Origin of the sequence: Clostridium sp. OS1-26 (assembly GCF_030915445.1) — a bacterium.
Lineage (GTDB): Bacteria > Bacillota > Clostridia > Clostridiales > Clostridiaceae > Clostridium_AM.
This window is the reverse complement of sequence record NZ_CP133264.1, coordinates 1,226,813-1,242,280: the sequence shown is the minus strand read 5'-3', so window position 1 is coordinate 1,242,280 and position 15,468 is coordinate 1,226,813. Positions and strand designations below refer to the sequence as shown.

The following is a 15,468-nucleotide window of genomic DNA, read 5'->3' as shown; positions in this document are numbered from 1 at the left end:
GCAAATGTAAATCCTACTTTTTCAAGTGAGGAAATTAAAGTAAGAGAGGATATTGTTGAAGGAAGAAATGCCGTTATTGAAGCATTGAGATCAAATAGAACTATAGAACAAATATTTGTTGCTAATGGAGATGTTTCAGGATCCATAAATGTAGTTTTAGCTCTTGCTAAAGAAAAAAGTGTAGTTGTAAAATATGTAGATAGAAAAAAGCTAGATCAAATTTCGCAGACAGGTTCACATCAGGGGGTAATTGCGCAGGTTACTCCTTATAAATATTGTGATGTGGAAGATATATTAGAATATGCTAAGGAAAAAAATGAACAGCCATTCATTATAATTCTTGATGAGATAGAAGACCCACATAATTTTGGGTCTATAATAAGGACTGCCGAAGTATGTGGTGCGCATGGAATTATTATACCAAAAAGGAGAAATGTAGGAGTAACTCCTGTTGTTTTTAAGTCTTCAGCTGGAGCTGTAGAGTACACAAAAATTGCTAAAGTAACAAATTTAAATAATGCCATCGATATGCTAAAAGAAAAAGGCATATGGATATATGGAGCAGATATGAATGGCAATAACTGCTTTGAGGTTAATTTTGATGGAGCCGTAGCTTTGGTAATAGGAAGTGAAGGTAGGGGTATTTCTAAACTTACAAAAGAAAAGTGTGACGCACTTGTAAAAATACCTATGGTAGGTAATATATCATCACTGAATGCTTCGGTTGCAGGTGGAATATTAATGTATGAAATTTTAAAACAAAAAATAAAACGTGATAAAAAGTGAAAAATATCTTTGTAGATGGATATAATGTTATAAACAGTTGGCCTGAACTGAAAGTTATAAAAGATTACAGTCTAGAGTCGGCTAGAAGCGAACTCATAGAAACATTAAGTAATTACGCAGCATATAAAGGTTACAAAATCTTTATTGTCTTTGATGCACATATGGTAAGTGGGAGCGTGGAAAAAAAAGAAAAATTCGGAAATGGGAATGTCATTGTAGTGTTTACCAAGGAAGGAGAGACAGCTGATAGTTTTATAGAAAGAATGATAAATCAAGTAGGAAGAAAATTTGAAGTTAGTGTTGTTACTTCCGATTCATTAGAACAGCAGCTTGTTTTTCAAAGAGGTGCTACAAGGATGTCCTCCATTGAGTTTTATCATGAAATAAAAGGTATTGAAAGAAAGATAAAAAATAAGATAGAGAAAAATTATTCAAAAAAAGATATTCATTGGAAGATATGATAAATAAGGACATATTGGAAGAGCTTGAAAAAATTCGCAGAAGTAATTAAAATATATTGACTGAAAATTTAATTATAATGTATAATCAATATGTATGTTATATTTTTTATGGAGGGGATACCTTTGGAGAAGAGGGGTTATATTAATAAAAAAATTTCCTCCTTTCAAGAAAAATTAGATGAGGAAGTCGTTATAGAGGCCAAAAGTGGGGATACTTGGGCACAAGAGTATTTAATAAATAAATACGAGAATTTTGTGAAAGCCAAGGCTAAATCTTATTTTTTGATAGGTGCAGATAAAGAAGACATATATCAAGAGGGAATGATAGGGCTATATAAGGCGATTAGAGACTTTAAACCTGATAAACTATCTTCATTTAAAGCTTTTGCAGAATTATGTGTTACAAGGCAAATAATTACTGCTATAAAAACAGCTACGCGTCAGAAGCATATTCCGCTTAATACATATGTTTCTCTAAATAAACCTATATATGATGAGGAGTCTGATAGAACTTTACTTGATGTTTTATCAGAAGCAAAAATATCTGACCCAGAAGAGTTGATTATTAGCAGAGAAGAACTAAATCATATTCAAAATGAAATAGGAGAAGTATTATCAACCTTAGAAATGGAAGTATTAATGTCTTATTTGGATGGTAAATCATACCAAGAAATTGCTTGTGATTTAGATAGACATGCAAAGTCCATAGATAATGCATTACAAAGAGTAAAAAGGAAATTGGAAAAGTGTTTAAGCGATAAATAAAAAAATACATATTGACAAAAAAATATATTTGTATTAAAATTTATAATCGGTATATAACCTTTTGAAGATTTAACGCGAGCGGGAGTAGTTCAGCGGTAGAACACTAGCTTCCCAAGCTAGCCGTCGCGGGTTCGATCCCCGTTTCCCGCTCCAGAAGTAAATTGCCCATGTAGCTCAGTAGGCAGAGCGTCACCTTGGTAAGGTGGAGGTCACCGGTTCAATCCCGGTCATGGGCTCCAATAATATAAAAAGTTCACAACACACCAGGGTGAGTTTACTTAAACAAAATGTAACTAAACGAGGAGGAATAAAAAATGTCAAAAGCTAAATTTGAAAGAACAAAACCACACGTAAACATAGGAACAATAGGTCACGTAGACCACGGTAAGACAACATTAACAGCAGCAATAACAACAGTATTATCAAAAAAGGATTTGCAGAAGCATTTGATTATGCGTCAATAGATAAAGCACCAGAAGAAAGAGAAAGAGGAATCACAATCAACACTGCACACGTTGAGTATCAAACAGATAACAGACACTATGCACACGTTGACTGTCCAGGACACGCTGACTATGTAAAGAACATGATTACAGGAGCAGCACAAATGGATGGAGCAATACTAGTTGTAAGTGCAGCAGATGGTCCAATGCCACAAACAAGAGAACACATACTACTAGCATCAAGAGTAGGAGTTAACTACATAGTAGTATTCCTAAATAAAGCAGATATGGTAGACGATCCAGAATTATTAGAATTAGTAGAAATGGAAGTAAGAGAGTTATTAAACGAGTATGACTTCCCAGGAGATGATACTCCAATAGTAACAGGATCAGCATTAAAAGCATTAGAAAATCCAACAGATGAAGCAGCAACAAAATGCATAATGGAATTAATGGATGCAGTAGATAGCTACATTCCAACTCCAGAAAGAGCAACTGACAAACCATTCTTAATGCCAGTAGAAGACGTATTTACAATCACAGGAAGAGGAACAGTTGCAACAGGAAGAGTTGAAAGCGGAATATTAAAAGTTGGAGACGAAATCGAAATCGTAGGATTAAAAGAAGAAAAGGGCAAGAGTGTATGTACAGGAGTAGAAATGTTCAGAAAGCTTCTTGACCAAGCGATGGCAGGAGATAACATCGGAGCATTATTAAGAGGTGTTCAAAGAACAGATATCGAAAGAGGTCAGGTATTATCAAAACCAGGTTCAGTACACCCACACAAGAAATTCGTAGGTCAAGTATACGTACTTAAGAAAGAAGAAGGCGGAAGACACACTCCATTCTTCGATGGATACAGACCACAATTCTACTTCAGAACAACAGACGTTACAGGAAGCATCAAATTACCAGATGGAATGGAAATGGTAATGCCAGGAGACCACATCGACATGAACGTTGAATTAATCACTCAAGTAGCAATGGATGAAGGATTAAGATTTGCTATAAGAGAAGGCGGAAGAACAGTAGGTTCAGGAGTTGTTTCTAAGATAGTTGAGTAATTACTTATAGGACTGGGTTTCTAGACCTGGTCCTTTTAAAAGTATAAAATAATCTGTTGAAATATATACCAACGATTTCATCTATGATTTCATTGACATATAGGCTATATTGTGATAAATTATCTAAGTAATGCATAATTTAAATTAGCAATAAACGACAAAATAATGTTTATATATATATACAAGTATTGGGAGGTGTAAACAATGAGAATAAAAGTAACTCTAGCATGTACAGATTGTAAACAAAGAAACTACAATACAATGAAAAATAAGAAAAACGACCCAGATAGATTAGAAATGAGAAAATATTGTCCATTTTGTCATAAGCACACAGCTCACAAGGAGACAAAATAGTATATAGAGGCATGTAATTAAAATATTTTGAGGATGTGAAAAGATGGCTGCGCACGATAGTGTAAAAAATATAAATAAATCAGCAACGTCCGGAAATAGAATCATTGGTTTTTTTAAAGAGCTAAAAGCTGAGTTTAAAAGAATAACTTGGGCCTCTAAGGAAAATGTAAAAAAAGCAACAATAACAGTTATGACATTCTGTCTTGTTTATGTAGTGATTGTTGGATTACTAGACTATGGATTTAAAAGCTTAATTAGTGTAATCTTTAAATAAAACTAAAAAGGAGGTAGGGGTCGAGATAAGATTCCCGTCCCTTGAGTTATGGCAGAGAAAGCTAGATGGTATGTAGTTCACACATATTCTGGTTATGAAAATAAAGTTAAAGCCAACTTGGAAAAAACTATAGAAAATAGAAACTTGTACGATTGGATTGACGATGTTCAAGTTCCAATGGAAGAACAAGTGGAAATTAAAGATGGCAAAAAGAAGGTATCTCTGAAAAAGATATTTCCAGGATATGTTTTAGTTCATATGGTAATGACTGATGATTCTTGGTATGTAGTTAGAAATACTAGGGGAGTAACAGGTTTTGTTGGTCCAGGATCTAAGCCTGTACCACTTACAGATGAAGAAGTTGCAGCAATGGGAATTGTTGAAAAACCTGTTAACATAGATATATCAGTAGGTGAAAACATAATAGTTAAATCAGGACCGTTGGAAAATTTCCCAGCGATCATCCAAGAAATAAACACAGAAAAGAGAAAAATTAAAGCGTTAGTTAACATGTTTGGCAGGGAAACACCTGTTGAACTTGATTTTAACCAAATACAAAAACTAGATTAACTTGTAAGACATTTGTCTTAACAAAGTGGGAGGATTTTATAATCCGCATAAACCACATTATAGGAGGTGTAAATTCATGGCTAAAAAAGTAGTAGGAATGATAAAACTTCAGCTTCCTGCAGGAAAAGCAACTCCAGCACCACCAGTTGGACCAGCGCTTGGACAGCATGGTGTAAATATTATGGGATTCTGTAAAGAGTTTAATGCTAAAACTGCTAATCAAGCTGGATTAATAATTCCAGTAGTAATAACTGTATATCAGGATAGATCATTTAGTTTCATACTAAAGACTCCTCCAGCAGCAGTATTACTAAAGAAAGCAGCAGGAATAGAAAGTGGTTCTGGTGTACCAAACAAAACTAAAGTTGCTAAAGTAACTAAGGATCAAGTTAGACAAATAGCTGAAACAAAAATGCCAGACTTAAACGCAGGATCTGTTGAAACTGCTATGAGCATGATAGCAGGAACTGCTAGAAGCATGGGTATAGTTGTAGAAGAATAGTCGACCAAAATAGTGGGAGGTAAAAGCCGTTAAAACCACAAAGGAGGATTAAGAAATGGGAAAGAATTATATCGAAAGCGCTAAGCTTATTGATAGAAATGTTTTGTACACTCCAGCGGAAGCTATGGAGCTTGCTATAAAAACATCAAAAGCTAAGTTTGATGAAACTATAGAATTAGCTGTAAGACTTGGTGTTGACCCAAGACATGCAGATCAACAAGTTAGAGGAGCTGTAGTACTTCCTCATGGAACAGGAAAAAAGGTTAGAGTATTAGTTTTTGCGAAAGGCGATAAAGCTAAAGAAGCTGAAGCAGCAGGAGCAGAATACGTTGGAGCAGAAGAGTTCATCGATAAAATACAAAAAGAGAACTGGTTTGAATTTGATGTAGTTGTTGCAACTCCAGATATGATGGGTGTTGTTGGTAGATTAGGTAGAGTATTAGGACCTAAGGGATTAATGCCAAACCCAAAATCTGGTACAGTTACTTTTGACGTTGCAAGAGCAGTAGCTGATATCAAAGCTGGTAAAGTTGAATATAGAGTTGACAAAACTGCTATAGTTCACGTTCCAATTGGAAAAAGATCATTTGGAACAGATAAATTAGCTGAAAACTTCCATACATTAATGGAAGCTGTAATCAAAGCTAAACCAGCAGCAGCTAAAGGTCAATATGTTAAATCTGTAGTAGTCTCAAGTACTATGGGTCCTGGAGTAAAAATAAATCCAGTTAAAGTTTTAGAATAGTATTGACATAAATAAATATTTTGTGTAAAATTTTAAAGGTTGAATAAGTAAATATTCCGTAGACAGTAGGTGCGAAAGCATAACGGTTATACCAACCTACCGAGGGTTCCAATATAAGTGTATGATTGGTCTCTCTGTGTCTACGGGGGGGCCTTTAAATTATATAACAACAGTTTAAACTGTGAGGAGGTGGACACACAGTGGGAAGTAACAGACAATTAAAAGAAGCTAAAGTTTTAGAAATAAAAGAAAAAATGGAAAAAGCTCAAGGTGTAATATTTGCTAAATATCAAGGATTAACTGTTGAGCAAGATACTAATCTTAGAAAGAATTTAAGAGAAGCTGGTGTAGAATATAAGGTTTATAAAAACACTTTAACTGCGTTAGCTGCAAAAGAATTAGGAATAGAAGGTCTAGAAAGTATATTAGAAGGACCTGTATCAGTAGCATTTGGATACGAAGATCCAACTGCTCCAGCAAGAATTCTTAATAACTTTGCAAAAGATTACAAGAAACTTGAGTTAAAGGGTGGAGTTGTTCAAGGCGAAGTGTTTGATACTGCTAAAATTCAACAACTTGCTACAATACCACCAAGAGAAGTACTTATTGCAAAATTACTTGGAAGCTTCAAAGCTCCATTGTCAAATCTTGCATACTTATTAAATGCTATTAAAGAAAAAAAAGAATCTGAAGAAGCTTAATATAGAAGCTTAATTTAAAAAAAGGAAATTTTGGAGGTGCCTAATAATGACTAGAGAAGAAATAATTCAAGCTGTAAAAGAAATGAGCGTTTTAGAATTAAACGAATTAGTAAAAGCATGTGAAGAAGAGTTCGGAGTAAGCGCTGCTGCTCCAGTTGCAGCTGCAGGGGCTGCTGCTCCAGCTGCTGCTGAAGAAAAAACTGAATTCGACGTAGTGTTAGCTAACGCTGGATCAGAAAAAATTAAAGTTATAAAAGTAGTTAGAGAATTAACTGGATTAGGATTAAAGGAAGCTAAAGAAGTAGTTGACGGAGCTCCTAAGACATTAAAAGAAGGCGTAAGCAAAGAAGATGCTGAAGCTATAAAAACTAAACTTGCAGAAGTTGGTGCTACTGTAGAAATAAAATAATAACTCATGATAATTTCTAAAAAGAGGTACTTTTACAAAAGTGCCTCTTTTTTTTAAAACTTATAAAAATTAGAATAATTAACAGTTGACAACTTAGTTGTATTATGGTAACATAATAAATTGCATTGATTAATTAAAAAATAATTATATAATTTATATTATTTTTTAAAACTTGAATTAATTGTTAAAATTGGGTTATACTAATTTGATGGTAACGTGATCAATCCAAAAGCGCATAAAAATAAAGTGTGTTTTTGGTTATTTTTAGTTTATGCAAGGGGTGAAAGTCAATGGTACATCCTGTCCAGGTTGGCAAAAGAACAAGAATGAGCTTTTCTAGATTAAAGGAAGTAGGAGATATGCCTAACTTAATTGAGGTTCAATTAGACTCCTATAACTGGTTTTTAAGAGAAGGCTTACAGGAAGTATTTGATGATGTAAATCCTATTCAGGACTATACAGCAAATCTTAACTTAGAATTTGTTGGATATAAATTGGATATGGATAATATCAAATACTCTGTAGAAGAATGCAAAGAAAGAGACGCAACTTATGCAGCACCTTTGAAAGTAAAAGTTAGATTACTTAATAAGGAAACTGGTGAAGTAAAAGAACAGGAAGTGTTCATGGGAGATTTTCCTCTTATGACAGAGCAAGGAACTTTTATTATTAACGGAGCCGAAAGAGTAATAGTTAGCCAGTTAGTAAGATCACCAGGCGTATATTACGATATGACAGTTGATAAAACAGGAAAAAAGCTTTTCTCATCAACTGTAATTCCGAACAGAGGAGCTTGGTTAGAATATGAAACAGATTCTAACGATGTAATATATGTAAGAATTGATAAAACAAGAAAATTGCCTATAACTATTCTAGCAAGAGCTATGGGTTATGGCACTGATGCAGAAATTACTGAATTTTTTGGTGATGAAGAAAGATTAAAGGCATCAATAGAAAAAGATAATACTAAGACCCGCGAAGAGGCATTACTTGAAATATATAAGAGATTGAGACCAGGAGAACCTCCTACAGTTGATAGTGCTCAATCACTTATCGAATCTTTATTTTTTGATGCAAAGAGATACGATCTTTCCAGAGTTGGAAGATATAAGTTTAATAAAAAATTAGCTTTGCATCTTAGAATTGCAAACCAAATATCAGCACAAGACATTGTAAACCCACAAACAGGAGAAATACTTGTTCAAAAGGGTGAAAAAATTAGCAGAGAAAAATCCATAGAAATTCAAAACTGTGGTGTGAATGTAGTAGATATTCAAGTTGAAGACAAGACAGTAAGAGTTATAAGTAACAGCTTTGTAAATATACATAAATTTATTGACTTTAATATAGATGATTTGAATATAAGAGAACTTGTTCATTATCCTACTTTAAAAGAAATACTTGATAATTATAGTGATGAAAATAGCATAAAAGAACAAATAAGAAAAAATATGCATGGGCTAATACCAAAGCATATAATAAGAGATGATATTTATGCTACTATAAGTTATGAGTTAGGATTAGCTTATAATATAGGTCATACTGACGATATTGACCACCTTGGAAATAGAAGACTTAGATCAGTAGGAGAATTATTGCAGAATCAATTTAGAATAGGTCTTTCAAGAATGGAAAGAGTAGTTAAAGAAAGAATGACTATTCAAGATCAAGAAGTAATAACTCCTCAAGCTTTAATTAATATAAGACCTGTAGCAGCAGCTATAAAAGAGTTCTTTGGAAGCTCACAGCTTTCACAGTTCATGGATCAGACTAACCCGCTATCAGAGCTTACTCATAAGAGAAGACTTTCAGCTTTAGGACCAGGAGGTCTTTCAAGAGAGAGAGCTGGCTTTGAAGTTAGAGACGTTCACCATTCACATTATGGTAGAATGTGTCCGATAGAAACACCAGAAGGTCCTAACATTGGGCTTATAAACTCATTAGCTACTTATGCTAGGGTAAATGAATATGGATTTATAGAGACTCCATATAGAAAAGTTGATAAAAATACAGGTGTGGTTACTGATAAATTAATATATATAACAGCTGATGAAGAAGATGAATATTTGGTTGCTCAGGCAAATGAGCCTATTGATGATAATGGACATTTTATAGATAATAAAGTAACCGTAAGAAATAAGGAAGATGTAATTGTAGTTCCACGTGAGGATGTTGATTTTATGGACGTATCGCCAAGGCAATTAGTTTCCGTGGCTACAGCTATGATTCCATTCCTTGAAAATGATGACGCCAGCCGTGCTCTAATGGGATCAAACATGCAGCGTCAAGCTGTTCCATTGTTAAAACCACAGGCTCCTGTCGTAGGAACAGGAATAGAGTTCAAGGCAGCGGTAGATTCAGGAGTTCTTCCTAAAGCTAAAAATGCAGGAACTGTTGTATATGTAAGTGCTAATGAAGTAAGAGTTAAAAGAGATTCAGATGGTGGAATAGACACTTACAGACTTCTTAAGTTTAAGAGATCCAACCAAGGCACATGTATAAATCAAAGACCAATAGTGTCTAAGAATGAGCGTGTTGAAAAAGGAACAGTTTTATCAGATGGTCCATCAACAGACCTTGGAGAAATAGCATTAGGTAAAAACATAAGAATGGGCTTTATAACTTGGGAAGGTTACAACTATGAAGATGCTATGCTTATTTCAGAGGAATTAGTTAAAAATGATGTATTCACATCAATTCATATAGAAGAATATGAAGCTGAAGCAAGGGATACAAAGCTAGGACCAGAAGAAATAACAAGAGATATACCAAATGTGGGAGAAGATGCACTAAAAGATATAGATGAAAGAGGAATAATCAGAATTGGAGCTGAAGTAAGATCAGGAGATATCTTAGTTGGAAAGGTTACTCCAAAAGGAGAAACTGAGCTTACTGCAGAAGAAAGATTACTTAGGGCTATATTTGGAGAAAAGGCTAGAGAAGTAAGAGATACTTCGCTTAGAGTTCCACATGGTGAAGCTGGTATAATTGTAGATGTAAAAGTATTTACAAGAGAAAATGGAGATGAGCTTCCTCCAGGAGTTAATAAACTTGTTAGATGTTATATTGCTCAAAAAGAAAAATATCTGTTGGAGATAAGATGGCTGGAAGACACGGTAATAAAGGGGTTATCTCAAGAGTATTACCAGAAGAAGATATGCCATTCTTACCAGACGGAAGACCATTACAAATATGCTTAAATCCTCTAGGAGTACCTTCACGTATGAATATCGGTCAGGTACTTGAAGTTCATCTAGGATGGGCAGCATCAGAGCTGGGATGGCATATTGCAACTCCAGTATTTGATGGAGCTACAGAGAATGATATAGTAGAATGCTTGAAAAAAGCTGGTTACAGAGAAGATGGTAAAACTGTATTATATGACGGAAGAACCGGAGAACCTTTTGATAATACAGTAACTGTTGGTTACATGTATATATTAAAGCTTGCTCACTTAGTTGATGACAAAATACATGCTAGATCAACTGGACCATATTCATTGGTTACACAGCAGCCGTTGGGTGGTAAAGCTCAATTTGGAGGACAGAGATTCGGAGAGATGGAAGTTTGGGCACTTGAGGCCTATGGTGCAGCACATACACTTCAGGAGATACTTACTGTTAAATCTGATGACGTTGTGGGAAGAGTTAAGACTTATGAGGCAATTGTTAAGGGAGAAAATATTCCTGAACCTGGGGTTCCTGAATCTTTCAAAGTTCTTATTAAGGAACTTCAAGCTTTATGCCTTGATGTAAAAGTATTAAATGATGACAATGAAGAAGTACGATTAAGAGAATCTACAGATGAAGAAATGGAAGATTTAGGTGTAAATATCGAAGGAAACGAAGAGTTTGTTCCACCACCTCCAAGTGATGACTATGTTGAGAATGATGACAGTGATGAAGAATTAGACCTTGATTATGAAGATTTATCTTTAGATGATATCCAAGGTGAGTTGGAAATAGATGATTTTGGTGATGAACATTAGGAAGGGAGGATGTACCCTTGTTTGAATTAAATAATTTTGATGCACTACAAATAGGATTAGCTTCACCGGAGAAAATTAGAGAGTGGTCAAGAGGTGAAGTAAAGAAACCAGAAACTATTAACTATAGAACTTTAAAACCAGAGAGAGATGGTTTATTCTGCGAAAGAATCTTTGGACCGATCAAAGACTGGGAATGCCACTGTGGAAAATACAAGAGAATAAGATACAAAGGGATTGTCTGTGATAGATGTGGTGTTGAGGTTACTAAAGCGAAAGTAAGACGTGAGAGAATGGGGCATATTGAGCTTGCTGCCCCAGTATCTCATATATGGTATTTTAAAGGAATACCTTCACGTATGGGACTTATTCTAGATATGTCTCCAAGAGCTCTTGAAAAAGTACTTTATTTTGCATCATATGTGGTTTTAGATCCTAGGGAAACACCGTTACTTAAAAAGCAGTTACTAAACGAAAAAGAATATAGAGAAGCTGTAGATAAATACGGTGAAGAAAGTTTTGTAGCTGGAATGGGTGCAGAATCTGTTAAAAGACTTTTGGAAGAAATAGATCTTGAACAATTAGGTACAGAGTTAAAAGATGATTTGAAAAGCAGTACAGGTCAAAAGAAAGTAAGAATAATAAGAAGATTGGAAGTAGTAGAGTCTTTTAGAAAATCAACTAATAGACCAGAGTGGATGATTATAGATGTTATACCTGTAATACCACCAGATCTAAGACCTATGGTTCAACTTGATGGAGGAAGATTTGCTACATCAGATTTAAATGACCTTTATAGAAGAGTTATAAATAGAAATAATAGATTGAAAAAGCTTTTGGATTTAGGAGCACCAGATATAATAGTAAGAAATGAAAAAAGAATGCTTCAAGAAGCAGTAGATGCTCTTATAGACAATGGTAGAAGAGGAAGACCTGTAACAGGCCCAGGGAATAGACCATTAAAATCATTATCTGATATGCTAAAAGGTAAGCAGGGAAGATTTAGACAGAACCTTCTTGGAAAACGTGTTGACTACTCTGGACGTTCTGTTATAGTTGTTGGACCTGAACTTAAAATGTATCAGTGCGGACTTCCAAAGGAAATGGCATTAGAGCTATTTAAGCCTTTTGTTATGAAAAAACTTGTTGAAAGTGGGTTAGCTCATAACATAAAGAGTGCTAAGAGAATGGTAGAAAGAGTTCAAGCGCAGGTTTGGGATGTTCTTGAAGAAGTTATAACTGATCATCCTGTACTATTAAACCGTGCACCTACTCTTCATAGGCTAGGAATTCAAGCATTCCAACCAGTTCTTGTTGAAGGTAGAGCAATAAAACTACATCCATTATCTTGTACAGCATATAATGCTGACTTTGATGGTGACCAGATGGCTGTTCACGTTCCATTATCCGTTGAAGCTCAAGCAGAAGCAAGATTTTTAATGCTTGCAGCTCATAACATAATGAAACCTTCAGATGGTAAGCCAGTTGTTGTTCCAACACAGGATATGGTACTTGGTTCATACTATCTAACAATGGATAAAGATGGTGTAGAGGGTGAAGGTAAAATATTCTCATCACCAGAAGAAGTAATTATGGCATATCAGCTTAAAGAAGTAAATATACATGCTAGAATAAAAGTTAAAATGTCAAAGATTAAAGATGGCATGTTAATAAGCGGAATTATAGAAACTACTCCAGGTAAGATTATATTTAACGAATCTATACCACAGGATTTAGGTTTTGTAGATAGAAGTAATCCAGAAAATGAATTTAAGTTGGAAATTGACTTCCTTGTTACAAAGAAAAACTTAGGTAAAGTAATAGATAAATGTTATATGAAGCATGGTGCGACAAAAACATCTACAATGCTTGACTTGATAAAAGCAAAAGGTTATCACTATTCTAGTATAGGCGCTATAACAGTTTCTACCTCAGATATGGTGGTTCCAGAAGCTAAGAAGAGATTACTTGCTGAAGCTGATGCTGCAGTTGACAAAATCGAAAAAATGTATAGAAGAGGCTTTATCTCCGAGGATGAAAGATATGAAAGAGTTATAGAAAAATGGACTAAAACTACAGAAGATGTAGCAGATGAGCTTATGGCGAGTCTTGATAAGTTCAACCCAATATTCATGATGGCAGACTCTGGAGCGAGAGGTTCTAAGAGCCAGATAAAACAGCTTGCTGGAATGAGAGGTCTTATGGCTAATCCGTCAGGTAAAATTATAGAATTACCTATAAGAGCTTCTTTTAGAGAGGGTCTAGACGTACTTGAGTACTTTATATCAACTCACGGAGCTAGAAAAGGTAACGCGGATACAGCATTAAAGACTGCAGACTCAGGATATCTAACAAGAAGACTTGTTGATGTAAGCCAAGATGTTATAGTAAGAGAAGAAGATTGTGGAACACTTGAAGGATATAATGTTGCAGAAATAAAAGAAGGAAATGAAGTAATAGAAAGCTTAGCTGAGAGACTTACAGGAAGATACTCTGCAGAAGATATTATGGATCCAAAGTCTGGAGAAATAATAGTAGCAAGAGATAGCTATATGAATGAAGAAATTGCTGAAAAAGTTGAAAAGCTAGGAGTAAAGAGAGTTAAAATAAGATCTGTATTTACCTGTAAATCAAAGCATGGAGTATGTTCAAAGTGCTATGGTATGAACATGGCTACAGCACAAAGAATTAATATAGGTGAAGCTGTTGGTATAGTGGCTGCACAAAGTATAGGAGAGCCTGGTACACAGCTTACAATGAGAACATTCCACACTGGTGGTGTTGCGGGTGCAGACATAACTCAAGGTCTTCCAAGAGTTGAGGAATTATTTGAAGCTAGAAAACCTAAGGGTCTTGCTATAGTAAGTGAGGTTTCTGGTACTGTTAAGATGGAAGAAACAAAGAAGAAGAGAACAATTTCAGTCATAACAGAAACTGGAGAAGAGATAACTTACGATATTCCATTCGGTTCAAGGCTTAAAGTATCAAATGGTGAGGTAATAAGCGCTGGTGATGAGATAACAGAAGGTTCTGTTAACCCACACGATGTATTGAGAATTAAAGGTGTTCAAGGCGTTAAAAACTATCTTTTATCTGAGGTTCAAAAAGTTTATAGACTTCAAGGCGTTGATATAAACGATAAGCATCTTGAGGTAGTTGTAAGACAGATGACAAGAAAGATAAAAATAGAGGAGTCTGGGGATACTGAATTATTACCAGGAACAATGATAGATATTTTTGACTTTAACGAAGAAAATTCGAGAATAGAGGAACAGGGTAAAAAACCAGCTGTAGGAAGAGTATCATTACTTGGTATAACTAAAGCAGCCTTAGCTACTGATTCATTCCTTTCAGCAGCTTCATTCCAAGAGACTACAAGAGTACTTACGGATGCCGCTATTAAAGGGAAAATTGATCCATTACTTGGATTGAAAGAAAATGTTATAATCGGTAAGCTAATACCAGCAGGTACAGGAATGACAAGATATAGATCAATTAGAATCAATACCGAAAAGGAAACAGAGGAAAAACAGTTAAATAATGAAATTGAAGCTTAGAAGATAAGTTATTGACATAATAGTGCTAAGATGATAAAATACATCTGTATGTTTTAAAAGGAGACAGAGTTTTTTAAAACTTTGTCTCTGTAGCACTGTAAGGGGGAATGAGAGATAATGATTTACAGGCTTGAAGGAAACAAGGTTGTCGGTGTGAAACAAACAGTTAAAGCTATAAAGAATGGTACTGCAAAGACTATTTATATTGCAAAAGATGCCGATGATAAATTGATACAGTCAGTAAAAGTATTAATTGATGAAAATTCCCTAGAAGTAGTATATGTTAATACGATGAAGGATTTAGGAAAACTTTGTGGAATTGACGTAGGAGCAGCTACTGCTGCAGTACTAAATAACTAGTGCTTGTTTAAAATAGCTTTCATAATATAATTTAACATAAAAATTGTTATAAGCAGTTTGGTTAACTAGGTAAATTTTATTTAGTTAGCTGATATTTTAAAGGAGGTGTAAATATGCCAACAATTAGCCAATTGGTAAGAAAAGGAAGAAAGACTGTAGGCTCAAAATCAGCATCACCAGCACTTAAGGAATGTCCACAAAAAGAGGAGTTTGTACAGTAGTAAAAACTACTACTCCTAAGAAACCAAACTCAGCGCTAAGAAAAATTGCCAGAGTTAGATTAACAAATGGTTATGAAGTTTCAGCGTACATTCCAGGTGTAGGACATAACTTGCAAGAACACAGCGTTGTTCTTATAAGAGGTGGAAGAGTAAAAGACCTTCCAGGTGTTAGATACCATATTGTCAGAGGAGCATTAGACTCAGCTGGAGTAGCTAACAGATTACAATCAAGATCAAAGTATGGTGCTAAGAGACCAAAACAAAAATAGTT

11 protein-coding genes, 2 tRNA genes, 4 pseudogenes and 1 other annotated feature are annotated in these 15,468 nt (G+C 34.8%); all 17 genes and pseudogenes read left to right on the top strand.

Annotated elements, in window-relative coordinates; translation table 11 throughout:
* Positions 1–33: 33 nt before the first annotated feature.
* The 17 genes and pseudogenes from rlmB to rpsL all read left to right on the top strand — a co-directional run bounded on the left by rlmB (position 34) and on the right by rpsL (position 15,466).
* Positions 34–786: a 23S rRNA (guanosine(2251)-2'-O)-methyltransferase RlmB gene (gene rlmB / locus RCG18_RS06170; RefSeq protein ID WP_308041969.1), complete on the top strand. Its 753-nt coding sequence runs from the start codon at positions 34–36 to the stop codon at positions 784–786.
* Positions 783–1,297 (top strand): annotated as a pseudogene (locus RCG18_RS06165) (NYN domain-containing protein). Before rlmB ends, RCG18_RS06165 begins: the two are co-directional and overlap by 4 nt.
* 73 nt (positions 1,298–1,370) lie before the next feature.
* Positions 1,371–2,012: an RNA polymerase sporulation sigma factor SigH gene (sigH, locus tag RCG18_RS06160; protein ID WP_308040496.1), complete on the top strand. Its 642-nt coding sequence runs from the start codon at positions 1,371–1,373 to the stop codon at positions 2,010–2,012.
* A 78-nt stretch (positions 2,013–2,090) separates the two neighbouring features.
* Positions 2,091–2,165, top strand: a tRNA-Gly gene (locus RCG18_RS06155).
* A 10-nt stretch (positions 2,166–2,175) separates the two neighbouring features.
* Positions 2,176–2,251, top strand: a tRNA-Thr gene (locus RCG18_RS06150).
* Positions 2,252–2,326: 75 nt separating this feature from the next.
* A pseudogene (gene tuf / locus RCG18_RS06145) lies at positions 2,327–3,519 on the top strand (elongation factor Tu).
* A 204-nt stretch (positions 3,520–3,723) separates the two neighbouring features.
* Positions 3,724–3,873 carry a 50S ribosomal protein L33 gene (gene rpmG / locus RCG18_RS06140; RefSeq protein WP_178909736.1) on the top strand — a complete coding sequence of 50 codons (150 nt, stop codon included), beginning with the start codon at positions 3,724–3,726 and terminating at the stop codon, positions 3,871–3,873.
* 43 nt (positions 3,874–3,916) lie between these two features.
* Positions 3,917–4,147: a preprotein translocase subunit SecE gene (gene secE / locus RCG18_RS06135; RefSeq protein ID WP_308040494.1), complete on the top strand. Its 231-nt coding sequence runs from the start codon at positions 3,917–3,919 to the stop codon at positions 4,145–4,147.
* A 48-nt stretch (positions 4,148–4,195) separates the two neighbouring features.
* On the top strand, positions 4,196–4,717 hold the full coding sequence (nusG, locus tag RCG18_RS06130) for a transcription termination/antitermination protein NusG (RefSeq protein WP_308040493.1): 522 nt from the start codon (positions 4,196–4,198) through the stop codon (positions 4,715–4,717).
* A 76-nt stretch (positions 4,718–4,793) separates the two neighbouring features.
* Positions 4,794–5,219, top strand: coding sequence for a 50S ribosomal protein L11 (gene rplK / locus RCG18_RS06125; RefSeq protein WP_308040492.1), 426 nt, complete (start codon positions 4,794–4,796; stop codon positions 5,217–5,219).
* A gap of 55 nt (positions 5,220–5,274) precedes the next feature.
* Positions 5,275–5,964 carry a 50S ribosomal protein L1 gene (gene rplA, locus RCG18_RS06120; RefSeq protein WP_308040491.1) on the top strand — a complete coding sequence of 230 codons (690 nt, stop codon included), beginning with the start codon at positions 5,275–5,277 and terminating at the stop codon, positions 5,962–5,964.
* Between the two features lie 38 nt (positions 5,965–6,002).
* Positions 6,003–6,131 (top strand) — a sequence feature (ribosomal protein L10 leader region).
* Positions 6,132–6,164: 33 nt separating this feature from the next.
* Positions 6,165–6,665 (top strand): 50S ribosomal protein L10, encoded by a 501-nt coding sequence (gene rplJ / locus RCG18_RS06115; protein WP_308040490.1) that lies wholly within the window; start codon positions 6,165–6,167, stop codon positions 6,663–6,665.
* A 46-nt stretch (positions 6,666–6,711) separates the two neighbouring features.
* Positions 6,712–7,074 (top strand): 50S ribosomal protein L7/L12, encoded by a 363-nt coding sequence (gene rplL / locus RCG18_RS06110; protein ID WP_308040489.1) that lies wholly within the window; start codon positions 6,712–6,714, stop codon positions 7,072–7,074.
* Between the two features lie 290 nt (positions 7,075–7,364).
* A pseudogene (rpoB, locus tag RCG18_RS06105) lies at positions 7,365–11,062 on the top strand (DNA-directed RNA polymerase subunit beta).
* A 17-nt stretch (positions 11,063–11,079) separates the two neighbouring features.
* Positions 11,080–14,616: a DNA-directed RNA polymerase subunit beta' gene (gene rpoC / locus RCG18_RS06100; RefSeq protein ID WP_308040488.1), complete on the top strand. Its 3,537-nt coding sequence runs from the start codon at positions 11,080–11,082 to the stop codon at positions 14,614–14,616.
* A 117-nt stretch (positions 14,617–14,733) separates the two neighbouring features.
* A complete protein-coding gene (locus RCG18_RS06095; RefSeq protein ID WP_308040487.1) occupies positions 14,734–14,976 on the top strand; it encodes a ribosomal L7Ae/L30e/S12e/Gadd45 family protein in 243 nt (80 codons plus the stop codon).
* A 113-nt stretch (positions 14,977–15,089) separates the two neighbouring features.
* A pseudogene (rpsL, locus tag RCG18_RS06090) lies at positions 15,090–15,466 on the top strand (30S ribosomal protein S12).
* The last annotated feature ends 2 nt before the right edge of the window (positions 15,467–15,468 follow it).

Bases quoted from the DNA above. Each gene is read 5' to 3' on its own strand.
- rpmG (WP_178909736.1), top strand. From the start codon at position 3,724: ATGAGAATAAAAGTAACTCTAGCATGTACAGATTGTAAACAAAGAAAC.
- secE (WP_308040494.1), top strand. From the start codon at position 3,917: ATGGCTGCGCACGATAGTGTAAAAAATATAAATAAATCAGCAACGTCC.
- nusG (WP_308040493.1), top strand. From the start codon at position 4,196: ATGGCAGAGAAAGCTAGATGGTATGTAGTTCACACATATTCTGGTTAT.
- rplK (WP_308040492.1), top strand. From the start codon at position 4,794: ATGGCTAAAAAAGTAGTAGGAATGATAAAACTTCAGCTTCCTGCAGGA.
- rplA (WP_308040491.1), top strand. From the start codon at position 5,275: ATGGGAAAGAATTATATCGAAAGCGCTAAGCTTATTGATAGAAATGTT.
- rplL (WP_308040489.1), top strand. From the start codon at position 6,712: ATGACTAGAGAAGAAATAATTCAAGCTGTAAAAGAAATGAGCGTTTTA.
- RCG18_RS06095 (WP_308040487.1), top strand. From the start codon at position 14,734: ATGATTTACAGGCTTGAAGGAAACAAGGTTGTCGGTGTGAAACAAACA.